The organism is Flavobacterium panacis, assembly GCF_024649945.1.
GTDB classification, from domain to species: Bacteria; Bacteroidota; Bacteroidia; order Flavobacteriales; family Flavobacteriaceae; genus Flavobacterium; species Flavobacterium panacis.
On the sequence record NZ_JANKMS010000005.1, the window covers coordinates 170,475 to 194,420 of the forward strand.

At 33.0% G+C, this 23,946-nt stretch carries 16 protein-coding genes and 1 riboswitch; of the genes, 3 read left to right on the forward strand and 13 right to left on the reverse strand.

From position 1 onward, the window contains the following. Positions 1 to 134: 134 nt before the first annotated feature. The 9 genes from NQQ59_RS12585 to NQQ59_RS12625 form a co-directional block, all read right to left on the reverse strand. A complete protein-coding gene (locus tag NQQ59_RS12585; protein WP_144215610.1) occupies positions 135 to 560 on the reverse strand; it encodes an OsmC family protein in 426 nt (141 codons plus the stop codon). A gap of 15 nt (positions 561 to 575) precedes the next feature. After that, positions 576 to 1,133 carry a hypothetical protein gene (locus NQQ59_RS12590; protein ID WP_144215611.1) on the reverse strand — a complete coding sequence of 186 codons (558 nt, stop codon included), beginning with the start codon at positions 1,131 to 1,133 and terminating at the stop codon, positions 576 to 578. A 70-nt stretch (positions 1,134 to 1,203) separates the two neighbouring features. Further along, on the reverse strand, positions 1,204 to 3,618 hold the full coding sequence (gene thrA / locus NQQ59_RS12595) for a bifunctional aspartate kinase/homoserine dehydrogenase I (protein WP_144215612.1): 2,415 nt from the start codon (positions 3,616 to 3,618) through the stop codon (positions 1,204 to 1,206). A 1-nt stretch (position 3,619) separates the two neighbouring features. Beyond that, on the reverse strand, positions 3,620 to 4,603 hold the full coding sequence (locus NQQ59_RS25370; RefSeq protein ID WP_257698251.1) for an alpha/beta fold hydrolase: 984 nt from the start codon (positions 4,601 to 4,603) through the stop codon (positions 3,620 to 3,622). A gap of 77 nt (positions 4,604 to 4,680) precedes the next feature. Continuing rightward, positions 4,681 to 4,788, reverse strand: a riboswitch (SAM riboswitch). A gap of 189 nt (positions 4,789 to 4,977) precedes the next feature. Further along, a complete protein-coding gene (locus NQQ59_RS12605; RefSeq protein WP_144215614.1) occupies positions 4,978 to 5,178 on the reverse strand; it encodes a hypothetical protein in 201 nt (66 codons plus the stop codon). A 636-nt stretch (positions 5,179 to 5,814) separates the two neighbouring features. Then, the gene (locus tag NQQ59_RS12610; RefSeq protein WP_144215615.1) at positions 5,815 to 6,903 is read right to left on the reverse strand and encodes a homoserine dehydrogenase family protein; all 1,089 of its coding nucleotides are present in this window, start codon (positions 6,901 to 6,903) and stop codon (positions 5,815 to 5,817) included. Positions 6,904 to 7,103: 200 nt separating this feature from the next. Beyond that, positions 7,104 to 8,408: an O-acetylhomoserine aminocarboxypropyltransferase/cysteine synthase family protein gene (locus NQQ59_RS12615; protein ID WP_144215616.1), complete on the reverse strand. Its 1,305-nt coding sequence runs from the start codon at positions 8,406 to 8,408 to the stop codon at positions 7,104 to 7,106. A gap of 71 nt (positions 8,409 to 8,479) precedes the next feature. After that, complete coding sequence (locus NQQ59_RS12620; RefSeq protein ID WP_144215617.1) at positions 8,480 to 8,662, reverse strand: hypothetical protein; 183 nt, start codon at positions 8,660 to 8,662, stop codon at positions 8,480 to 8,482. Positions 8,663 to 8,990: 328 nt separating this feature from the next. Further along, a complete protein-coding gene (locus tag NQQ59_RS12625) occupies positions 8,991 to 11,837 on the reverse strand; it encodes a TonB-dependent receptor plug domain-containing protein (RefSeq protein WP_144215618.1) in 2,847 nt (948 codons plus the stop codon). Between the two features lie 547 nt (positions 11,838 to 12,384). Between NQQ59_RS12625 and metK the strand changes: the two genes are divergently transcribed. Beyond that, on the forward strand, positions 12,385 to 13,635 hold the full coding sequence (metK, locus tag NQQ59_RS12630) for a methionine adenosyltransferase (protein ID WP_144215619.1): 1,251 nt from the start codon (positions 12,385 to 12,387) through the stop codon (positions 13,633 to 13,635). A gap of 78 nt (positions 13,636 to 13,713) precedes the next feature. Here metK and NQQ59_RS12635 read toward each other — a convergent pair whose 3' ends face one another. The 3 genes from NQQ59_RS12635 to NQQ59_RS12645 all read right to left on the reverse strand — a co-directional run bounded on the left by NQQ59_RS12635 (position 13,714) and on the right by NQQ59_RS12645 (position 19,670). Beyond that, a complete protein-coding gene (locus NQQ59_RS12635) occupies positions 13,714 to 15,948 on the reverse strand; it encodes a hypothetical protein (protein WP_144215620.1) in 2,235 nt (744 codons plus the stop codon). 90 nt (positions 15,949 to 16,038) lie between these two features. After that, positions 16,039 to 18,735 carry a carboxypeptidase-like regulatory domain-containing protein gene (locus NQQ59_RS12640; protein WP_144215621.1) on the reverse strand — a complete coding sequence of 899 codons (2,697 nt, stop codon included), beginning with the start codon at positions 18,733 to 18,735 and terminating at the stop codon, positions 16,039 to 16,041. 50 nt (positions 18,736 to 18,785) lie between these two features. After that, the gene (locus NQQ59_RS12645; RefSeq protein ID WP_144215622.1) at positions 18,786 to 19,670 is read right to left on the reverse strand and encodes a GLPGLI family protein; all 885 of its coding nucleotides are present in this window, start codon (positions 19,668 to 19,670) and stop codon (positions 18,786 to 18,788) included. Positions 19,671 to 19,885: 215 nt separating this feature from the next. On the opposite strand from NQQ59_RS12645, the gene NQQ59_RS12650 reads away from it, so the two are divergent. Both NQQ59_RS12650 and NQQ59_RS12655 read left to right on the forward strand, forming a co-directional pair. Continuing rightward, the gene (locus NQQ59_RS12650; protein WP_144215623.1) at positions 19,886 to 20,701 is read left to right on the forward strand and encodes a hypothetical protein; all 816 of its coding nucleotides are present in this window, start codon (positions 19,886 to 19,888) and stop codon (positions 20,699 to 20,701) included. Next, positions 20,701 to 21,315: a deoxynucleoside kinase gene (locus NQQ59_RS12655; RefSeq protein WP_144215624.1), complete on the forward strand. Its 615-nt coding sequence runs from the start codon at positions 20,701 to 20,703 to the stop codon at positions 21,313 to 21,315. Before NQQ59_RS12650 ends, NQQ59_RS12655 begins: the two co-directional genes overlap by 1 nt. A 108-nt stretch (positions 21,316 to 21,423) precedes the next feature. Here the strand turns inward: NQQ59_RS12655 and NQQ59_RS12660 are convergent, their stop codons facing one another. Beyond that, complete coding sequence (locus tag NQQ59_RS12660; RefSeq protein WP_144215625.1) at positions 21,424 to 23,946, reverse strand: sodium-translocating pyrophosphatase; 2,523 nt, start codon at positions 23,944 to 23,946, stop codon at positions 21,424 to 21,426.

Consider the following 23,946-nt stretch of genomic DNA (forward strand, 5'->3'; position numbering starts at 1 on the left):
TGGCACAAATTCGATTTTATTTTTAAAATTTCACAAAGATTCGCAAACAGAAACATGGAGTTTCGCTAAGAATCGAAGTGGATTTTATTATTGGTTAAGTCAAAAGAATTATCTAATTGACTCATTTTCCAATTTTACAAAGCTTCTTTGTTTAAAACCACTTTGTATTTAATCGTTGCTGTTGGTTCAACCGTTTTGGCTACTGAGCAATATTTCTCAAAAGAAAGTTGTGCTGCTTTTTTTGCTTTTTCCGGATTAATTTCTCCTTCTAAATAAAAAACCACATCGATTTCTTTGAAAGGTTTTGCTTCTCCAACCTGAACACGAAGTCCTTCAACCTCAGCATCAAATGAAGTGATCTCCTGACGTTGTTTTTTCAAAATTGAAATCATATCGATAGCGCTGCATCCTGCAACTCCCATTAACACTAATTCCATTGGACTTGCACCTAAATCACTTCCGCCAAATTCGGCTCTGCTGTCAACGTCAACTATATGTCCGCGCTCATTTTTTACTTTGAAATGAAATGCGTCGTTTACTCTGTTTAAAGTTACTTTCATGGTATTTATTCCTAGTTATTTGTCTTTTTTATCTAATTTATTCCAATATTCTAAAACTTGTTTTTTAGATTCTGCATCTAAAGACTTAAAATTATCAGAGAATTTATCTTTTTTAAAATCATCAGAAACACTAGCTTCTATGGTGTAAAATTGATCTTTCTGCGAAAAGATTAAATGAACTGACTGCTGTTTAAAATCTGCATCATAAAGTCCGTAAATGAAAAGAGCATCAACACTTTTGTCTTTATTATAATCTCCAAAGGCTTTTCTGCTTCCCCATGCCGAAATAATTCCATTATGATCTACTTCTAAAATAGATTTCACCATCCATTTACCATTCACTTTTGTAAATCTTTGAAAATACATTTTGTCAGGAATTGCATTCTTTTCAATTTTAGAAAAGATAAACACATTATCCTCATTTCCAACAGAACTAACCTCATCTATTTGAATCGCTCTAACTCCTTTATAAGGAAAAACTTCCTGTGTATAACTGTCTTTATTTCTAATAACATTGGAAATCTGAGCAGTCAAAATATTTGAAAACAATAGTAAAATGAAGATCTTTTTCATACTTTATATTTAATTATTAAAATGTAAAGTTAAGATTTTTCTTTCTTCCTATTTGTCGTAAAAACAGCTTTTATCCTTTATCAGACAATCTCAAAATATCTCCGAAAACTCCTCTTGCCGTTACTGCAGAACCTGCACCCGCTCCTTGAATAACAATTGGACGATCTCCGTACGATTCTGTGTAAATTTCGAAGAAAGAATCAGATCCTTTTAATCCACCAAGTGCTGTGTCTGATGGAACTGAAACTAATTTTACTTCTAAATTCCCTTTATCATTCTGCAAATCTCCAGACAATTCACCTATGTATCTCAACACGTGATTTGGCTGTTGTTCTGCTTTTATTTTAGCATAAATTGGATCGAATTCTTTTAATTTCGTCAAGAAATCGGCTGCGCTTCCTTCACGTAAATGTTCTGGAATTAGATTCTGAATTGAGATTTCTTCAAACTCATTTTGTAAATCTAATTCTCTAGCTAAAATTAATAATTTTCTTCCAACATCATTTCCACATAAATCCTCACGCGGATCTGGTTCTGTATATCCGTTATCAATTGCTTCTTGCAAGATTTCGCTGAAAGGCGCCTCTTTTGCAGAGAAATTATTAAATAAATAACTCAATGTTCCTGAGAAAACTCCTTTAATTTTAGTGATGTTTTCACCTGAAAGATGCAACAATTTAATAGTATCAATTAACGGCAATCCTGCACCAACATTGGTTTCGTATAAATAATTCTTTTGGTTTTCTTCTAAAGCACTTCTCAATTCTTTATAAAAACCATAACTTAAAGTATTGGCTACTTTATTCGAAGAAATCAAGTCGAAACTGTTTTCTACAAGTGGAATATAATTTTCTACAAAACTTGCACTTGCTGTATTATCTACTGCAATTAAGTTTTCTAAATGATTCTCATTCGCATAAGCTATAATATCCTGAATGGTATACGCTTCGCCTTTTGTTTCAAGCTCGTTTTTCCAGTTATTAGTAACGCCGTATTTGTTTAAAAGCACTTTTTTAGAATTGGCAATCGCAAAAACATTCAACTTAATACCTTTACGATTTTCAATAGCTGCAGACGATTCCAAGATTTGATTAATCAAAGTTCCTCCAACCAATCCGTGGCCGATAATGGCAATATTGATCTTTTTAGAAACTCCGAAAATTTCTCCGTGAATAACATTTAAAGCTTTATTCAATTCTGATTTCTTCACAACCAAACTCACGTTTTTACCCGTAACGGTGTTGTTGAATAAAATCGGAACAATTTTATTTCGAATTAAAGCAGTATAAGGTTTATGGAAAGTACTCAAATCCTGACCGATAATCGAAATTACCGATACATTATCTGTAACCGTAATTTGATTAACGTCTTTAGAATAAAAGTCATTTTCGAATTCTTTTTCTAATTCCACAACCGCAGTTGTCGCTTTATCAGTTGCAACCACCAATCCGATTCCTCTTTCTGAAGAACCTTGAGAAATGATACTAACACTGATATTATGATCGCCCATTACTTTAAAAATACGAGCATCAACTCCCGCTTTTCCAAGTAATCCGCGTCCTTCAAGATTTACAAGAGAAACATTTTCTAAAACAGAAAGCGTTTTAATTCCTTCTTTAGAAGAATCTGAAGTAATTAAAGTTCCGCGATTTTCGTGGTTGAAAGTATTTAAAATTCGCAACGGAATATTCTTTTCTAACAAAGGAATAATCGTTTTGGCATGAAGAATCGTTGCGCCAAAATTTGCCAGCTCATTTGCTTCATTAAACGATAAATATTCGATTTTCTTAGCATCTGCCACCAAATCAGGATTTGCAGTGTAGATTCCGTCTACGTGCGTGAAGTTTTGTAATTCCTCAGCATTTAAATAATTGGCGATTAACGAAGCGGTATAGTTACTGCCATTTCTACCTAAAGTAGTTGTGTCGTTGTTGTTATTAGATCCAATGAAACCTGTAACTATATTAACCGTTTCTCCGTTATGTTCTTTAAAATAATTGACTACATTTTTCTTTGAAAGCTGCTCTAAAGGCTGTGCATCACCAAATTTAGAATCGGTTTTCAATAAATCTCTTGTATCTACAAAATTGGCTGGAATTCCTTTTTCTAACAAAATAGCTGTCAATAATTTAGCCGAAAGCAATTCTCCTTTAGACAAAATCTGATCTTTGATTTTTTTGCTATAATCACCAATCAAGCTTACGCCTTCAAAAAGTTTGTCTAAGACATTAAATTCTTCAGACAAATCAACTTGTGGATAATCTGAGATTTGATATTTTTTAAAATTTTCCAATAATTCTTTATAGCTGCCATTTTTTGCAGCAATGCTTAAGATAAATTCCAATTCGTCTGTTGCATTTCCTCGTGCAGAAACTACAACGGCAATTTTTTCACCTTGATTTACTTTATCAGCAATTATAGAAACAACTTTGTTAAGTCCTTCTCCGTTTGCTAATGATTTACCTCCAAATTTTAATACTTTCATTTTATTTCTTTATTGTTTCTGCCTTAAAAATGTCGGCAAGTAAATGATCTAATTGTTTGTACTCGATTAAAAAAGCGTCATGTCCGTGAACTGAGACAATCTCGCTATAGAAAACATTGTTTTTAAACTTCTTCAAATCTTCGTAGGTTTCTACGTTTTCTTTTGCTGTAAAAAACAAATCCGAATTGATTCCGACGATATGAATTGAAGCTTTTGTTTGAGACATTAAGTTTTCAAAACTTTCACTATTTCTAGTAATATCAATTGTTTTAAGCAACTGATTCATTAATTTATAAGAAGACAATTGGAATCTTTTTTGCAATTTTTTTCCGTGATGCGCCAACCAACTTTCAATATTAAAAATCAGCAAATCTTGATTGATCGTTCGCTGAAATTTTTCTTTGAATGATTCTGGCGAACGGTAACACAACATCGCGTGAATTCTTGCATCTTCGATTGGTTTTGAAGAATTATTCAAGATCTGCTCTTGCAAAAAGCAATTAGCAATAAGCCAGTCAGTAGATTTCCAGTCGCTCGCAATCGGAATAAGGTTTTCTGTAATATTTGGTGCCAATGCTAAAATTTCCCAAGCAATTCCACCACCAACTGAACCTCCGATAATCGCAAAAAGTTTTTCGATTTGTAAAGCTTTAATTCCTTCAATAAAGATTCTCGCAATATCTCTCGCTGTAAAATCAAGATAATTTTCGATCAAGAAAGAATTTGTTCCATTTCCAGGAATATCAAAGGCCAAAACGGTATAAACAGTAGTATCGATGGTTTTACCTTCGCCAATCAAGTCATTCCACCAGCCATTTTCGCCAGTAACTTGCGAATTTCCAGTTAAAGCATGATTAACCAAAACAATAGGTGCGCTGTGCAAAGGTTGCCCTGCCAACGTAAAACTTAATGGTATAGAATGATAAGTTGCACCACTTTCTGTGATGAAATCTTGAATTATAATGGGATTTGGTATATTTTCCAATTTCAAATCTGTTGTATTATTGATTTGTATATGGAAATATTAGAAAGAAAAACTAGGTTTAACTAGAAAAAATCTTGTTGTTATCTTTCCACGTTTGGCGTGGTAGAATGTAGCACCTTCTTCGTTTTACCAAAGGGTTGCTAAGGCTTCATCGGGTCTAATCCCTCGTCCTTTCTTTATAACATTTCAATACGTGTTTGAACTTAACGGTGCAAATTAACTACTAATTTCTCTAACAAACAAATTTATTCTAAAACTGTTTGTTAAATTTCTGAGACTTACTTTAGCAAAAACTATTATACGCAAAAATTTACCGAACAAAAATGCCCAGTAAAATTAAGCAGGTTTTAACCTAGTTTATGTCACTTCTCAATTTAGATGAAAAGCGTTTCATTTTCTTTTGAATACATCAAAAACAATAAAGAATTCGGTACATTTTTGATTGTACTTTTATCTGCCTCTGTCATTCCGAATCTTGGATGAGCCAATTCATTTGTTGGCGGCGGATTGTTGTTTTTTGTCCTTCTGTTTTTCAATTTAGAAATTTTTTCTGCTAAGTAGTTCAATGTGCTCATGATATTAAGTTTTAGTTCAGTTTGCGTTTTATAATCTTTATTTATTTTTTATGTTTTCGTTAAATCGTTTAGAAGAATAAAAAAACCCTTTTGGTTTTTTAGATACCAAAAGGGTTTAAGCTTTTAAACTCATTTATACTTTTAGTATCAACAGACCTTCACGCAAATAAGCGCGACAGCGAACATCTTGTTCATCTGTAAGGATTTATACATCTGTGATTTATATTGTGTTTTTAAATTCTGCATTTTCATTAAATTAAAAAGCCTCCTAAATATTTTTTAGGAGGCTCTTACTATATTATTATTGTATTCTTACAATTTTTCTAAGCAATAGACACTCCCGCCTCGGTCTTAACCGAAATGGCACAAAACATTTTGTTGACTTTTAAGTTCATTTGATTTCTAGTAGTTTTTGGGTACAACAAATATGCAACTATTTTTTTTATTACACAAATGAAATTCAGGAATTTAATTACAAAATTCGCTAAAATTGTATTTTTTAACGACAAAAAACATCTTACAAAAAAAATTAGAGTAAAAAACCTACAAAAAACATCATTTTCTTTCTAAATTTCGCTTGACAAATCAGTTTATCAAAGAACTTTACCGCAATCTTTTTCTTTTTTTCGGGAAAATCTAAAGCCAAACGGCTTCTTTATCTCTAATCTTTTCCGAAATTTTCAGAATATCAGTTATTATTCCTCTCGAAATTGCCTGCTTGCAGGGTGGCGCACTCTGAATTACAATTGGAACATTGGCATACGATTTTGTATAAATTTCAAAAATGGTGTCGGAACCTTTCAATTGTCCAATGGCAGAATCTACAGGTTCCGAAATCAGTTTGACTTCTAGAGTTCCTTTTTCTACATCAAACTCACCGACATAACGCAACACATGATTTTCTGCCTGTGTTATTTTTGCAATTTTAAAAGCCTTATCGATTGCATCTTTGTTTAGTACACCATTCTTTTCTAAATGCTCTTCTGTTATAAATGGTTTGATTGTAATGTCGGAAAGTTCAAAATCTTTTCCTATTTCTCTTGCTAAGATTAGAAGCTTTCGTGCAGTATCATTCCCAGACAAATCTTCTTTAAAAGTAGATTTCATTAAACCTAAAAGACTCGCATCTTTTAAAACCGATGAAAACGAAACCTCTTCTGATGAAAATCGATTAAAAACATAACTTAAATTATCAGAGAAAACACCTCGAATTTTCGTGATTTTTTCTCCCGAATAATATAAATCTCTTAAAGTCTGCAAAACTGGAATTCCGGTATCGACCGAGGTTTCATACAGAAATTCTTTGTCGTATTTTTTCAGATTTTGTCTCAGTCCTTTATACAAATCAATCGGAAGTGTATTGGCTTTTTTGTTAACCGCCACGATATTAAATCCGTTTTCAATCAACGTATTATAATGTTTTACCAATTCGTCACTTGCTGTGGCATCTACCGCAATTAAGTTTTCGAATTCATTTTCTTTAGCAAACTCAACAATATCTTCCACTTTAAAAGGAACCGCCAATTGTCTAAAATTGGTTTCCCAAGAATAACCTACACCTTCTTTCTCAAAAAAAGCAACCGTCGAATTGGTTATAATCGGAAAATGAAAATCGACATTTCTACTTTCAAGAAAAAACTCCTGACTTTCAATAATCTGATTAATCAAAGTGCTTCCGATATTTCCAATTCCGAAAAGGACAATGTTTATTTTAAGCTTTGACATAATTTCTATTTTTTTTTGAACCATATAAGTGATATAAGTTCATTTAATTCTTTTGTTACAATTTAGATAGATAGAAATATATCTTTATGAACTTACATGACTTATATGGTTTAAATTTTTATAAAGATGTTTTTCATAAAAAATTACCTTTAGCAAAACCACTCGCTAAAGGCAATTTTTCAAACAAAAAACAAAAAAACCTAATTCTTATTGATGCTGAACTGAGAAAGCGAAATGCTCTCAAAAACAGCTTGTAGATCTGCAATTAAATCTTCGATATCTTCAATTCCTACAGAAAGACGAATCAAATCTTTTGAAACTCCTGTTTCTATTTGTTCTTCATCTGTTAATTGCTGGTGTGTTGTACTTGCTGGGTGAATAATCAGTGATTTTGTATCACCAATATTAGCCAGCAGAGAGAATAATTTAGTATCGTCTACTACTTTTTTCGCAGCGTCAAAACCTCCTTTTAATCCGAAAGTGATAATACCGCTTTGTCCTTCTGGTAGATATTCTTTAGCTAAATCATGATATTTACTTGATTTTAGACCTGGATAATTTACCCAAACTACCTCATCTTGTTTCTCTAACCATTCGGCCAGAGCCAAAGCATTTTCACTATGTTTCTTAATTCGGATTGGCAGCGTTTCTAACCCTTGAATAATCTGAAAAGCATTAAATGGACTCAAAGCAGAACCAAAATCACGCAGACCTTCAATTCGGGCTTTCGCTATAAAAGCTGCATTTCCTAAAGCTTCGTGATATACTAATCCGTGGTATCCTGCAGATGGCTCGGTAAATTCAGGAAATTTACCGTTTGCCCAGTCAAAGTTTCCAGCATCAATGATAACGCCTCCTAATGAAGTTCCGTTTCCAGCGATATATTTAGTTAAGGAGTGAATTACAATATCGGCACCATATTTAATTGGGTTTAATAAATAAGGTGTCGCAACTGTATTGTCTACTATAAATGGCACTTTGAATGCTTTGGCTTCTGCCGAAATTCCTTTTAAATCCAATACATCTAATTTTGGGTTTCCAAGAGATTCCACAAAAAACGCTCTCGTATTTTCTTTAGCAGCTTTAGTGAAATTTTCCGGTTTTGAAGGATCAACAAAAGTGGTTGTGATTCCTAATCGTGGTAAAGTAACTTTTAGCAGGTTGTAAGTTCCGCCATACAAACTGTTTGACGCTACAATATGATCTCCAGCTTTTAGCAAAGTCAATAATGTTGTAGAAATTGCCGATGCTCCAGAAGCCGTTACAACCGCTCCAATTCCACCTTCCAATGCTGCCAGTCGCTGTTCTAAAACGTCATTTGTTGGGTTATTCAATCTTGTGTAAATAAATCCAGCTTCTGCAAGACCAAATAAATTGGCTGCATGATCGGCGTTATTAAATACGTATGATGATGTCTGATAAATTGGTACCGCTCTTGTTCCTGAATTTTTAGTAACATCGTGTCCTGCGTGTAGTGCGTTGGTTGCAAATTTTTGTGTACTCATGATTTCTTAGTTTTTTTAATATTGTTAATACGTTATATATTGTAATTTGATTTTTAAAATTGAATTTAGATTTAAGCAAAAAATTCTTCTGCTTCTTCTAGTTCATACATTTGAAGTAACAGTGATTTTTGATTCGCACTTTGCTCCTCGTTTATTCTTATCACTTCTCTTGCGATTTCTTCTGATGTAGTATTGTTGTTTTGAGAATTGTTTCTCAATAAATATTCTATTGCGATTGAATTTAATGTTTTCATGATTTTAATTTTAAATGAATTGAAATAAAAAAGCCCTTTCGGATGGCGACCAAAAGGGCTATAGTTTAACTATAACAAAGATTGTACTCTTTCACTTCTGGCAACAGCAATGCGGGATGCACATTTGCATCATTTTACAACACATTATATTTCCTTTTGCTATTGCTTTCATTTTGTATTAATCTTATTTTTTTAAACTCGACTATTTCTATAGAGTAAAAGTAGTAAATATTTTTAAACCACCAAATTAAAAATCGAAATTTTGTATTATTTTTTTTAAAATTTCTTTCAAGCCTTTTAAATAAAGGCTTGAAAGAGTTTCTATTAATTAGAATTTAAAGCTCAAACGAGCAAAACCAAATCTTCCGTTTAATCCGAACTGAGAAACTGCTCTTGAATAAGCAAACTGATTCGCATTACTCAAATCTGTACTCGGTGCCGGAGATAATGTCGGAGTTGTGTTTGTAAATGCAGGAGTTGACGGATTATTTCTATCTGGATAAACATCTCCTATATTATTAAAACCTATTGTTGCTCTAAAGTGCTCGTTAATCTGATATCCGAAAGATAAATCGGTAACCAATTTTGCACTGTATTCTGGATGCTCGTATACAGAAGAAAATCCGTCCAAGTTAACATCTGTCGCCCCTGGATCTGTTACTTTTCCAAAATAGCTGTTTCTTAAATAAATATCCAATTTTTTAATACTGAAAGTAGTCATTAAATTGGCTTTTAATTTCGGAATTGCTTCTTCTAAATAAACGCGGCTTGATTCTGGGAAAAATGAATAAATATAAGGATCTCCACCTGCATCAACTATCGATTTTGGTACATGTAAATCTCCCACTCTTTTGGTTTCATTAAAACTTAATGCAAAATCATTTCTGATGACAAAATCCTGAATTACATCATATTTTTGAGAAATCACCAAGTCAATTCCTTTTGTTTCAGAATCAATTCCGTTGGTCCAGAACGAAGCTCTTTCCACTCCTTTTAAATCAAATGCTTGTTGAAATAAAGTCAATGCTTCTGCCTGTTCTGGTGAAGTCGCAGCTCCAATCTGTGCATCGGTTGGTCTTGAGTATTGTCCAGAAAGTACAATTCGATCATTGATTCTTGTAAAATAAGCATCTGTTGCAATAGTTATGTTGGCTTCAGGAATTTTAAATGTAAATCCTGTACTGATGCTTTTTGATTTTTCTGGTTTTAAACTTTCAATTCCAATACTTTTTGCTGCTTGTGAATCATTAGTAAAATAGCCAACTTGATATGGAGAACCGTTTATAAACTGAGTTGAACTTGCTTCAAAATATCTTTGTTGTAATGAAGGTGCTCTAAAACCTGTTTGTCCAGAAATTCTCCAATTGATATTGTCATTTAATTTTAAAAGCGAAGCCAATTTGAAAGTAACTGTATTTCCAAAGTCTGAATAGTTTTCATAACGAGCCGCTCCGTTGATCAACCATTTTTCTGTTGCATTCAATTCTAAATCAACATATGCTGCACCACTTTTTCTATCTCTTTCTTTTGCATCTGAAGGTTGAAAACCAGAGAATCCTTGTGCTCCTGCTCCGCGTTTGTTTCCAAAAAAGTCTGTAACAATCAAAGGCGAATTACTTGGAAGAATTCCTGAAACTAAATCTCCGTTTACATCATACAATCCGTAAGAAGCTTCTTCACCTGCTTTAATCTGGTAATTTTCATATCTAAATTCACCTCCAAAAGCTACGTTTAATCCAGAAAGAACATCTAGTTTTTTACTGAAATCTAAATTGGTTGTACTTTGCAAAAATGAAACTTTTCCTGCATCAAAACTAAAAGGAGAATTGGTTCCTAAAGTTGCATTAATGGTATTGTTTACATCATAATTAAAGGAGTTAGTTCCTAAATTGGTACTTAAATCAGTATCAAATCCGAACAATTCTGTTGTTACACCAACTGCGGCAGAAGCATCTAAAATTTTAGATTCTATTTCTGGTAAAAATCCGTTTTGATACACTTGCGTGAAAGTTCCAGAGCCATTTGGTAATCTATTGAAAGCATATGATTCTCCGTTTCTATAAGATACTCCACCAAAAGAATACAAAGATGTAGTTTCCGTTAAAGGATATTTAGCATTGTAATATGCCTGTCCTGACGCCAGTTCTGACTGACCGACACTCATATTATAATCACTTCTCTGTTGACCTCTATAAGCCAATTCATTATTCGTTACATCAAAATTCAAAGCGGTCTGCATTTGTGCAATCGTTGTTGCAGACGAAATAGCATTTTGCTGTGCCGTTGTAAAATAACCTACTTGTGGCGCATATTGTTTTAATGATGATAAAATTTGCGCTGAATTTGAAGTCGTATTAATATTACTGAATAAAGAGTTGATTTCAACACCATTTTGTGCTGCCCTGTTTTCAACTGCATTATAAGCATTAAAAATTCCGTTACTTCTAATTCCTGCTCTACTTGTCGCTTGTCTTGTTACGGCACTACCTGTAACATTCAAATAACTCCCTGGTTTTCCTAAAGAAGTTCCGTAGTTTAAATCTACCTGAACAGTTTGTCCGTCGGCTCCTCCTTTAAAATTATTTGAACCTGAAGATAAATTAGTTCCGTACTGAATTCCTCCAGTTAGAAAATTAGCATTCTTTTTCAACACAATATTGATCACACCTGCAATCGCATCAGAACCATATTGTGCCGCTGCTCCATCTCTTAAAACTTCAATTCTCTCAATTGCAAAAGACGGAATTGCATTTAAATCTGTTCCAACAGATCCTCTTCCTGGTGATCCGTTTATGTTTACTAGAGAACTTGTATGTCTTCTTTTTCCGTTTACTAAAATTAAAACCTGATCTGGTCCTAATCCTCTTAATTGTGCAGGATCAACGTGATCTGTTGCATCTGCTGTCGAAGTTGCGTTACTCGTAAAAGATGGCGCAACATAATTTAAAATCTGGGTTACGCTGGTTTGTGGCGCTCCTTTGGTTATTTCAGTTACATTAAAAACATCAACCGGAACTGGTACATCTGTTTTTACTCTGTTTTTACTTCTTGATCCAATAATAGTAACTTCAGACAGTTCATTGTTTTTTAAACTATCCTGCTCTTTCTTATTATCCTGAGCATAAAGTCCTGAAAATGTCACAAGACCTAAAACGATTAGTACATTTTTCTTCATTTCTTTTACTGATTAATTAGGTTTTTAGGTTTTAGAAAAAATCTTACAGCTTTTAATTGTAGTCAAAAAAAAAACCTCCGCAATCTGCAGAGGTTCTATTTATATATTTTTGAAAAAAAAATTACAATAGCGTCTCTGCGGAGAACTCCGGCATCTTACAAGACATCATATTGTTAACTGTAAATTTCATGTGTTTTTGTTATTTTAACGAGGCAAATGTCTGAACTATTTTTGAATCAGCCAAACAAAAACCAAAATATTTTCTATTACCCTATCAAAATAGTATGTTATTGTTAAATTTCTCTCATAAAAAATAAAAAAAGTTGAACTTTGATTTGCAAATCAAAATGGTTTCATACCTTTGCACCCGAAACAGAGGAAAAATTTGAACTGATTGCAACCTCTTCATAATGAAATGGTTTCGTTATGAATGCTGAAAGATTCATTTCAGTAGTAAAAAATGCTAAAGCAGGAACTCTCCTTTAGCCCTTTTTAGCAATTCTTTTTCCCGCTTAATTTTAAATTAAAACATTATTATTAAATTATTATGGCTTATTTATTTACGTCAGAATCTGTTAGTGAAGGGCATCCAGACAAAGTTGCAGATCAAATTTCGGATGCATTAATTGACAACTTTTTGGCATTTGACGCTGATTCTAAAGTAGCTTGTGAAACATTAGTTACAACTGGTCAGGTTATTTTAGCAGGTGAAGTAAAATCGAATACTTATCTTGATGTACAGCAAATTGCACGTGAAGTAATCCGTAAAATTGGATATACTAAAAGTGAATATATGTTTGAAGCGAATTCTTGTGGAATTCTTTCTGCAATTCACGAACAATCTGCAGACATTAGCCAAGGTGTTGACAGAGCTAAGCCAGAAGAGCAAGGTGCTGGTGATCAAGGAATGATGTTTGGTTACGCTACAAACGAAACTGAAAACTACATGCCATTGGCATTAGATTTATCTCATAAATTATTACAAGAGTTAGCAATTTTAAGACGTGAAAACAAAGAAATCACTTATTTACGTCCAGATGCTAAATCTCAAGTAACGTTAGAATACAGCGATGATAACAAACCAACTCGTATTGACGCGATTGTTATCTCTACACAACACGATGATTTTGATGAAGAAGCTACGATGTTAGCTAAAATCAAAAAAGATATCGTTGAAATCTTAATTCCTAGAATTATCGCTAAAAATCCTGAGCACGCTCATTTATTTAACGATAAAATCAACTACCACATTAACCCAACAGGAAAATTCGTTATTGGAGGACCTCACGGAGATACTGGTTTAACAGGAAGAAAAATTATCGTGGATACTTACGGCGGAAAAGGTGCTCACGGTGGTGGTGCATTCTCTGGAAAAGATCCAAGTAAAGTAGACAGAAGTGCTGCTTATGCAACTCGTCATATCGCTAAAAACTTAGTTGCTGCTGGTGTTGCTGACGAAATCTTAGTTCAGGTTTCTTACGCAATTGGAGTTGCTGAGCCAATGGGAATCTTCATTGAAACTTACGGAACTTCTAAAGTAAACTTAACTAACGGTGAAATCGCTAAAAAAGTAGAAGCTATCTTTGATATGCGTCCTTACTTTATCGAGCAACGTTTAAAATTAAGAAACCCTATTTACAGCGAAACTGCTGCTTACGGACACATGGGACGTAAACCAGAAACGGTTACTAAAACTTTCTCTGCTCCAGGTGGAAACGAAAAATCAGTTACTGTTGAATTGTTTACATGGGAAAAACTTGATTTTGTTGACCAAGTAAAAGCTGCATTCGGATTATAATTCAATCTGAATTTCTAAATACAAAAAAGGCTGTCTATTCATTTAGACAGCCTTTTTTATTTCTTTTTAATTATAAAGTTAATATGTTCCGTTACTCATTTTAGTTAATACTTCTTTTATACTTGATGCGGTTTCTTCATCAACAGTATCATTTAAATATTTCACGGCCAATTTCTGCATTTCGATTGCTTTTTGTTTTTGTCCGTCTTTATAATACAATTGTGCTAATGTATCTAAATAATAAGGGCTGTTTTTAGTAAGCACTAAACTGTATTCAGACCATTTAATAGCATCTTTTAAATAATTTGCATTCATAGGATTTTCTACAACAGTCCATGCCGCATTATTACAAAGATCTGAATGGTAATATTTAAAAGAGTTCCATCCGTCATACGAATAACTTGAGCTGGAATCTAGTGTAGAAAAAATAGCATCCAATTTTTCTATCGGACTTCCACCTGCAAGAGTAGAATCGAAATAGGTGCTAAACTCTTTTAGGTACGTTGCATTTGAGCCATCATTCTCTGTAATTTGACCTAGATAACTAAAATAATTTCTATAAGCATCAAAATTTCCTTTTCCAGAATCAATGATTCTTTTATAAAGTGAATTCACTTTTTCTTTGTTTATTTCTCCAGAAACTCCATCTTGTGAAGCATACAGATTTTGTTGCAATGCATCTGAAATTTCAGAAATTGGATTCCCAATACTATGAAGTTCTCCTTCCTTGGTATTAAATCCAGATCGCATATTTTCAATTTCATCTGAATGTTTCAAAACATAATCGATTGCCAAGAAATCAGTATCGTTTAGGATTCTATCTGTATTAAAAAGCTGTTTTGTAAATCCTTGATTTTTGATTTCTTTCAAAATCGTTTCAACCAAATACATATTTACACTTTTATCTTTTTGATGCGACTCGATTAGTTTTTTCCAAGTTTGCGCTACTTCTTTTTGATTTAAATCAGTTTTGGTAATAACAAATTCAGTCGAGTTAACATCCTCTACTGTGTAAGCCGAATCATAATCATAAGTAGCTTCTAATGTTGCCCCTTTGTTAAATGCAGTAATCAAATCTGTATCTGATGTTTTTTTGTTTTTTAAAGCAGTATCTATAGAAAGAAAAGCATTTGCTCTTTGAAGTTTTCTATAAAGATCATCGTAGTAAGAAAAATGATATTGTTGTGTCGCTAAATCTGATTTTGCTATAGCCAACTGTTTTCCTTCTCCATTTAAAATAATGATTCTTGGATCGTCGTTGATATTATTGTTTTTAAGCCACTTTTTGTCGTCTGATCCTGCCAAATAAAAATTATAAATATCATAAAGAGCATTGTACGAATCGTACATATTGTATCCTGTCTGTGTTTCTTGTTCTTTTAAAAAAGCACCAAAGTTTTCTTTGATTGACTTGTTTTTACTATCAACTACTACAACCAAAAATTTATTGCTGGCTTTTTTTGTCGATTCAATTGCTTTTTTAAGATTGTCTTCAACTTTTAATTTGAAATTATAACCAGAACTATAGACTGGAGGCGCTGTTACTACAGCTGCACTATCAACTGCGACTGCTTCTCCATAATCATAACTTGAAGCATCTTTTCCTGAATAAGTCCAATTGACAATAGACTTCGTTTCTAGTGGACGAACTTTGGAATCTTTTTTAGCTGGCTGCGGATCTTTAGCATTAGTAAAAATCAAAGGATTTAAACCTGATTGTTCTGAAATTTTTAACTCATTTGTCGTTCTGTCAAAAAATCCGGTAATTTTCAAATCTCCTAAAACTGCCAGTTCATAAGTAATGGTTACTTCCGAAGCATCTTTAGGAATTGCATATTTAAAAACAGTACTTTCTGCTCCGTATTCTTCATACACTAAATACAGAAAGTCGGCTTTTTCAATTTCAAAATCTAAATCAACTTTAGAATAATCTGGATCAACTTTGGTTTTAATATCTGAAATTCTTTGATATTTAACATCCTCTTTCCCGTTTTGAGTTCCAATATAGAAAGCATAGTAAGCAGGATCTTTGAAGTTTACTTTTATACTTTTAGCTTTTTTATCGACTTTAAAAGAAAGATCAAAATTGGTTTGTGCTTCTGTATTTTTAGCAAATAACAAAGAATCGCCTTTTACCTCATAATCTCCCGAATAGAATACCAATTCGTATTTATTGTCGTCTAATAAATTTAATTTGATTTTCTGACCTTTATTTTTAGATAGATAAGTTCCTTTTTCGATGCCATTTGTCTGAGATGAAACGGTTAATATTCCAAAAAACAATAGCATTAAACTCCAAATAAAATTGCGCATAATTAAAATTTTGGTTTATAATTAAAACACAAAGATATCTGATTCTTTCGGAACTAAAGTTTAAAAAACCATCAATATGTAATTAAAATACTATAAATTATATTTCATTGAAAAGATAATATAACGTGGCTGAACTGTATATTGAGAAACTCTTGTAGAGAATTGCGTAAAATTATCGTCGTTAAGATATCTTGTATTCAATAAATTAGTTGCTGATACTTTGTACTCCCATTTACTGTTTTTCTTCTGATAAATTAAACTCGCACTTAAGAAATCATATTCATTATCGACTGATTTATCTCCGTTATAATAATGATAGAATTCATATTCAGAAACAAAAGAAAAACTATCTAAGAAATAATAATCTAGTTTTGCAAAAGGTTTGTCTGTGTAAAAAGTTGAACCGCTGTATTTATTAACTAAAAGATTGTATCCAAATTCGATATTCGGCAAATTTTTATAATTCGTTGAAGCTCTAACTGTATAACTCTGAACAAAACTTTCTGTCGTTCTTAAGTCTTCATTTTGAATGTTATTAAACTTTGACCAGTTCAGACTTGCATTAACTGAGGCTTTATAATTTTTTAAAAACGAACGTCCGTAAGCTCCCATTCCTGAGAAAGTTTCATCAGCTAAATTAGAATTGTATGGAACTGAAAACTGATTAACCCCATCAAAATCAGCTTTTGTTTTAATAGCATCCACTTTTCTGGTATAGGTTGCATTCGCAAAAATATTTTCAAAATTGAACATATTATATTTGAAATAACGAAGCGAATGTACTTGTGAGGTTGCATTTTCTAAATAACGATTTCCACGAAACAAACTGCTATAATTAGACAAAACATAACCTTCTGCTAATTGATTAATATCTGTAAAATCATTCGTTAAAGAGAAATTATATGTTAATGTTTCTGATTTTTTGATTTGATATAAAGCAAAGAAATCCGGCAGCACTTTTACAAAATTCTGAGAATAATCGGTTCCCAATTGTCCGTTTGTCATTTGGTAAGTATGCACACTTACACCAGGCGTTAAAGTAAATTTCCCTGTTAGAATTTTATAATGGAAACCTAAAAAGGCATCATTAAACCTATAATCTACATCATTGTTATTTGAGGAATCAGTCAAATCGTTTCTTGTTCCGTCATCCAACATCTGAAAAATGTGTGAATTGAAATTTTGATACGAATAGGTATTCCCTACAGTAATATTGATATTGCTTTTTGGCGTTACCATATAATAGTAATCCAATTTAGCATCCAATTTATTAGTTTTCACAAAACGGTTCTGATTGTAATCATTTCGATTTTGTCCAGAATTATATCCTGTCAAAAAATCATCACTAAAAGGTTGTGTGCGCAGATTAGCGTTATAAAAAGGATTTTCATCCTGATACAAATGCTGCATTTCAAAAGCAAAAATATTTTTAGTGCTTTGTGTATAATATAAATTCAGATTCTGATTTATAGAAGTTGGATCTTGTTTTTTTGTTGTAAAAATAGTTTCTGAAGTAGCCTGATTGGTTACAATCGATTCACGCAACAAATCTGAATATTCTTCTTGTTTTGTCAATTTGGTTAAGATATCATAATCAAACTGAAATTTATCACTTGGTTTATACGTTGAACTTAATTTAAAAAGTCCCAAATTATTCTTCTGATTTGTATTTTCATCACGTTTATCTTGATCTCCAGAACCCAAATACGTAGTCTGTGATTTGGTTTCCAATTCTGTTTTTGAAGTCGAAAGAATTCCGAAACCGCTTAAATTCCATGATTTATTGACTGAATAAGCGAAGTTTGTAGCACCAAATTTGGTCTCAATTTCTTTAGCTCGATTATTTCGAAGCAACGAAATTCCTAAATCATTTGAAGAAACATTAAAACTACTTCCTCCTTTTTTCATCATATTTTTGAATCCGCCAGTAAACTTAAAATAATCCTGCGCCGTTAAAGGCAATTCACCAATATTATTAAAATTGGTAATTACGTTAATACTGTATTTTGGACTATAATAAAACAACTTGGGATTAATAATATAACGGCTGTCCAATTCTGCAACTCCAATTCCTGCAGTAACATCTCCAAACCAAAAGTTCTTTTTACCCTCTTTCAGCTTAATATTCATAGCCACATTATCCTGATCGTTTTCCAAACCTTTTAGTGCGCTTACTTCGTTATAATTTCGCAATACCTGAATTTTATCAATAGCATCTGCTGGAATATTTTTAACCCCTAATTTAGTATCTCCATCAAAAAAATCCTTTCCTTCCACCATTAATTTGCTCACTTTTTTGCCTTCTACTTCAATTTCTCCGTCGGCATTTACCTCAACTCCTGGAAGTTTTTTCAGTACATCTTCCAGCTTTTTCTCCGTTCCAGATTTAAAAGAATCAGCATTGTAAACGATTGTATCTCCTTTGATAGAAACTGGCATTTCGCGTACAATTTCCACGCCTTCCAATTCGATTCCGGCACCATCTAAAACAACATTCTGAGTAATGTTTTCTGTTTTTGTGGTTACGGCAACATCTTTAGATTTCATTCCAAGATAACTTACTTTAATAGTATAAGAAGTATTCGGTTTTAAAGTCAACTGAAATTTTCCTTTATCATTGGTAATTCCGTAAGAATCCATTGCTTTTGTACCATTGTTGATAGCCATAATGTTGGCCATTTCCAACGGATTTTTCTGTTCATCCTGAATAAAACCATCAAAACGGACACTTTGAGAAAAGCATATAGAAGTAAAAAATAAGGCAAAAATAAAAAGTATTCTATTCATTATGAGAATATTGGAATTTGGAATTTAGATATTTGTAAACTTTGGAAGTTTTATCTTCCCATTGGAGGAGGCCCGCCTGCACGTCCTCGATTCATCTCTCTAAATTCTTCCATTTTCTTAATCACTGTTTCGTCATATTCTTTCTGAGAAATTACTTTTCCCTTTTTAGAAGGTTTAATTTCTGCTCTATCTTTAGGATTTAAAACTACTTTTGAACACAAAATAGTGGTTGTTCCATCATTAATTTCCAGAATTAAACCTGGAAGTCCCCAATAATTTTCAGGTCCTTGATTAACCGGAATTTCTGGTGTATACCAAGCTGTTACTACGATTTCTTTTGGTATTTCAAAATTGTCTGTAAAATTGGTTTTGGTATCTCCAGATGTTTTTTTGGCTTCATCCTTTTTATCATCATTATTTTTAGGCCTGAAGTTTCTAAAATCGGTTTTGCTCGCTTGCTTTACTGCTGTAGCTTTGTAACAATTATAACCTCCAATTTGCTTGGTTTCCTGTTCCATCTTCCAGTTTAATTTTGGCAGAGAATCCACAACCAAAAACTCTTTACCCATAAATTCTTTATCAACCGTATACGATTTTGCTTTTACATCTTTATAAAAAGTTCCTCCGCCTCCCGTTAATGAACCAAACATGACGCGAAAACCTCCTTGTTGTCCAGGAGTTTCCAATTTTTCTTCTTCTTTGTAAATAGATGCCGATTTGTCGAAATTTAAAATAAATGTTTTTTCAAGCATTTTTTTCATGCGTTCTTCCATGCTTTTCTGCATTTCGGGCGTTATATCTCTATTGCCACGCATTCCTTCAAACTTTGGCGCTTGTGTTTTTGACTCGTAAACAGCCATTCCCTGAAAATCTTTTTGAGCTTGGATCTGAGAACCAACAAGCATCAATGTCATATAAAAAAGTATCTTTCTCATTGTATTTTCTTTAAAAGTGAGTAAGCTGGAAAAAACTTACATTCAAATGTATTATTTATTTTAAAATCCTAAAAATTAAATATATTAATGCGTGCAGCAAATAGACAGAACAGCCTATTTTTTAGACTATTAGAATTAAGAAAGGTTTAAAAGGTAAAATTGAACTTCTAATGCCCGTTTTTTTGTAATTTGGTCTTCTTGAAAATCAATTTCTAATGCGTAAAATAGTGCAAAAATTATTATTCTTTTTATTCATCTTCTGTACTGCAAATGCAATATCTGCACAGGATTCTGGTATAAATCCGACAATAATTTCTCATTATAAAAATGACGCTGATGAATTTTTAAGTTACGATTCTTTTGGCTATTCGTACCAGATAAAAAACAATGTTTTCAGTAAAACGAAAGGGAATGAACTTTTTGAATATAAAAATGTATCGTTAGGAAATATTACCAAAGTTGATTTACAGAATCCGTTAAAAATGGTTTTGTTTTATGAAGATTTCAACAGTGTTGTTTTATTAGACAATCAATTGAATAAAATCACCGAAATTAATTTTTCGCAAAGTACAACACCTATTGTAACAGATGCAATCGGAATGTCAACACAAAATCAGTTATGGCTTTACAACACTTTAAACCAACAGATTGGTCTTTTTGATTATTTAAAAAATGAATATAAAACTGTTTCAATTCCTTTAACCGAACCGATCAAATATTACCAAACCGATTTCAATACCTTTAATTGGATCGACAAAAATAATAATTGGTTTTCTTGCGACATTTTTGGAAAAATCACTTCATTGGGTAAAATTCCCGATTTTGACAAAATTCAAATGATCAACAACAGTCAATATATTTTCAGTAAGAACAATTTTTTGTACTTTAAAGGGTTTAATAAAGCAAATTCTGATGTAATTTCTGAGATTAAAATTTTAGAAAAAACCTTTAACAATTTTTATTACAAAGACCAAATTTTATCTATTTTTACATCAACAGATATATCCAATTATAAAATCGTAACACCGTAATGCACATAGCAATAGCAGGAAACATAGGCGCAGGAAAAACCACTCTGACCAAATTATTAGCCAAACATTTTAAATGGGAACCTCATTATGAAGATGTAGTTGATAATCCTTATCTGGATGATTTTTACCATCAAATGGAACGCTGGTCGTTTAATCTTCAGATTTATTTCCTAAACAGCCGTTTTCGTCAAGTGCAGCAAATTCGCCAAAGCGGAAAAAAAATCATTCAGGACAGAACGATTTATGAAGATGCTTATATTTTCGCTCCCAATTTGTATTCAATGGGATTAATGACAAGCCGTGATTTTGAAAATTATACTTCTTTATTTGAATTAATGGAATCTTTGGTAAAACCACCAGATTTATTGATTTACCTAAGAAGTTCTATTCCGAATTTAGTAGGGCAAATTCACAAACGCGGACGTGAGTACGAAAACTCTATTTCTATCGATTATTTAAGCCGTTTGAACGAAAGATACGAAGCTTGGATTCAGACTTACACTAAAGGACGTTTATTAATCATTGATGTAGATAACATCAATTTTGTAGACAATCCAGAAGATTTAGGAGATATTATCAATAGAATTGATGCTGAGTTGAACGGACTGTTTTAAAACACAGATTTCACGAATTTACAAAAAATACAAAAAAGCCTCTAAAATAATTTTAGAGGCTTTTCTTTTTGAAGCTTTTTCAAAGTTTAAAACTTTGAAAAAGCTCTATTATTTAGCTGCTTCAACTTTTGCTAAAACTTCTTCTTCGGTTCCTTCGAAAACTTCTGTTGTTGTTTTGCCATTTTCAGTTTTAGTAACAGTTCCTGTAGTTTTTCCGTTTATATTTTTAACCTCAACTTTCACGGATTGACTTTCTGTATGAGCATATTTTCCATTTGCATCAAAGTGTGCCAGACATTTTGCTGTTTCTTCGGGAGAACAACCTTTCTCTTTACACATCTTAATACATTCTTCTTTTGTCATTCCAGACATATCTCCGCATTTAGAAAGGCCGCTCGCATGCATTTCTGTTTTAGCGCAGCAAGAAGCTTTTCCAGCAATGTCTGACGGAGCATGACCTTCACCCAAAATCGGAGCAATTACCAATCCAATCAAACAAGTTAACTTGATCAAAATATTCATTGAAGGTCCAGAAGTATCTTTAAACGGATCCCCAACAGTATCTCCGGTTACGGCTGCTTTATGTGCATCTGAACCTTTATAAGTCATTTCTCCGTTAATCATTACTCCTGCTTCGAAAGATTTTTTAGCATTATCCCAAGCACCTCCAGCATTGTTCTGGAAAACTGCCCAAAGTACTCCAGAAACGGTAACTCCTGCCATATATCCTCCTAACATTTCAGCAATAAGCTGATTGTTGTCTGCGTAAACCAATTTCCCAATAATGACAATCAAAATTGGAAATCCAATAGTTAAAATTCCTGGAAGCATCATTTCGCGCAAAGCGGCTTTTGTGGAAATTTCAACACATTTTCCGTATTCTGGTTTTCCAGTTCCTTCCATAATTCCGGCAATTTCTTTAAACTGACGGCGAACTTCGTAAACCATATCCATTGCGGCTTTTCCAACAGAATTCATTGCAAGAGCTGAGAAAACTACTGGAATCATTCCTCCAACAAATAACATAGCCAAAACTGGTGCTTTGAAAATATTAATTCCGTCAATTCCTGTGAAAGTTACATAAGCAGCAAATAAAGCTAATGAAGTTAAAGCTGCAGAAGCAATTGCAAAACCTTTTCCTGTTGCTGCTGTAGTATTTCCTACTGAATCTAAAATATCAGTTCTAGTACGAACTTCTTTTGGCAATTCACTCATTTCTGCAATTCCTCCAGCATTATCAGAAATTGGTCCGAAAGCATCAATTGCCAATTGCATTGCTGTTGTTGCCATCATTGCTGAAGCCGCCAATGCTACTCCATAAAATCCTGCTAAAGCATACGAAATCCAAATTGCTACAGCAAATAACAATACGGTTGGAAATGTAGAAATCATTCCTGTTGCCAAACCTGCAATAACGTTGGTTCCTGCACCTGTAGAAGATTTTTGAACAATCGCCAAAACTGGTTTTGTTCCTAATCCTGTATAATATTCTGTCACCGATGAAATTGCTCCACCAACTACCAATCCGACCAATGTTGCATAAAAAACACGCATTGATGAAATGGCTTTTGAACCTTCTCCAAAGAAAGTCATCTGCATGGTTTCTGGAAGCATATGTTTTACTAAGAAGAAACAAGCTACAGCCGTTAATATAATTGAAACCCAGTTCCCTATATTTAATGCTTTTTGTACTTGGGCTTCTCTTGCATTATCATCTGAGATTTTTACTAATGTTGTCCCGATAATAGAAAATAAGATTCCGAAACCTGCAATTGCCATTGGAAGCAAAATTGGCCCAATTCCGCCGAAAGCATCATTTATACTTCCTCCCATATCTTTTATCACATAGTTTCCAAGAACCATTGCTGCTAAAACCGTTGCGACATAAGATCCGAATAAATCGGCTCCCATACCGGCAACATCCCCTACGTTATCGCCCACGTTATCTGCAATTGTTGCTGGATTACGCGGATCATCTTCTGGGATTCCAGCTTCAACTTTACCTACTAAATCGGCACCAACATCGGCTGCTTTGGTATAAATTCCGCCTCCTACTCTGGCAAACAAAGCGATAGATTCTGCACCTAATGAAAATCCTGCAAGAGTTTCTAAAACAACCGTCATCGTATCGGTATCTTTCCAAACTCCATCAGAAAATAAATTAAAAAAGATTATAAAAAAAGCTGTCAATCCTAAAACTGCCAGCCCTGCAACACCTAATCCCATTACAGTTCCACCGCCAAAAGAAACTTTTAATGCCTGTGGTAAACTTGTACGCGCTGCTTGAGTAGTTCTAACGTTTGTTTTAGTTGCTATTTTCATTCCGATATTTCCAGCATAAGCCGAAAATAAAGCACCAAAAATAAATGCAATTACGATTAATAAATGTGTTTTTACACCTGGAATAAAAGTAATTCCTGCCAAGGCTAAACTGGCAATAATTACGAATATAGTTAATAGTTTATATTCGGCTTTGAGGAAGGCCAAGGCTCCTTCGTAGATGTAATCTGAAATCTCTTTCATCTTGCCATCTCCAGCATCTTGTTTTAAAACCCAAGTCCTTTTTATTCCCATGAAAAGTAATCCTAAAACTGCCATAACAATTGGCAGGTAAATCATAAATGCATTCAT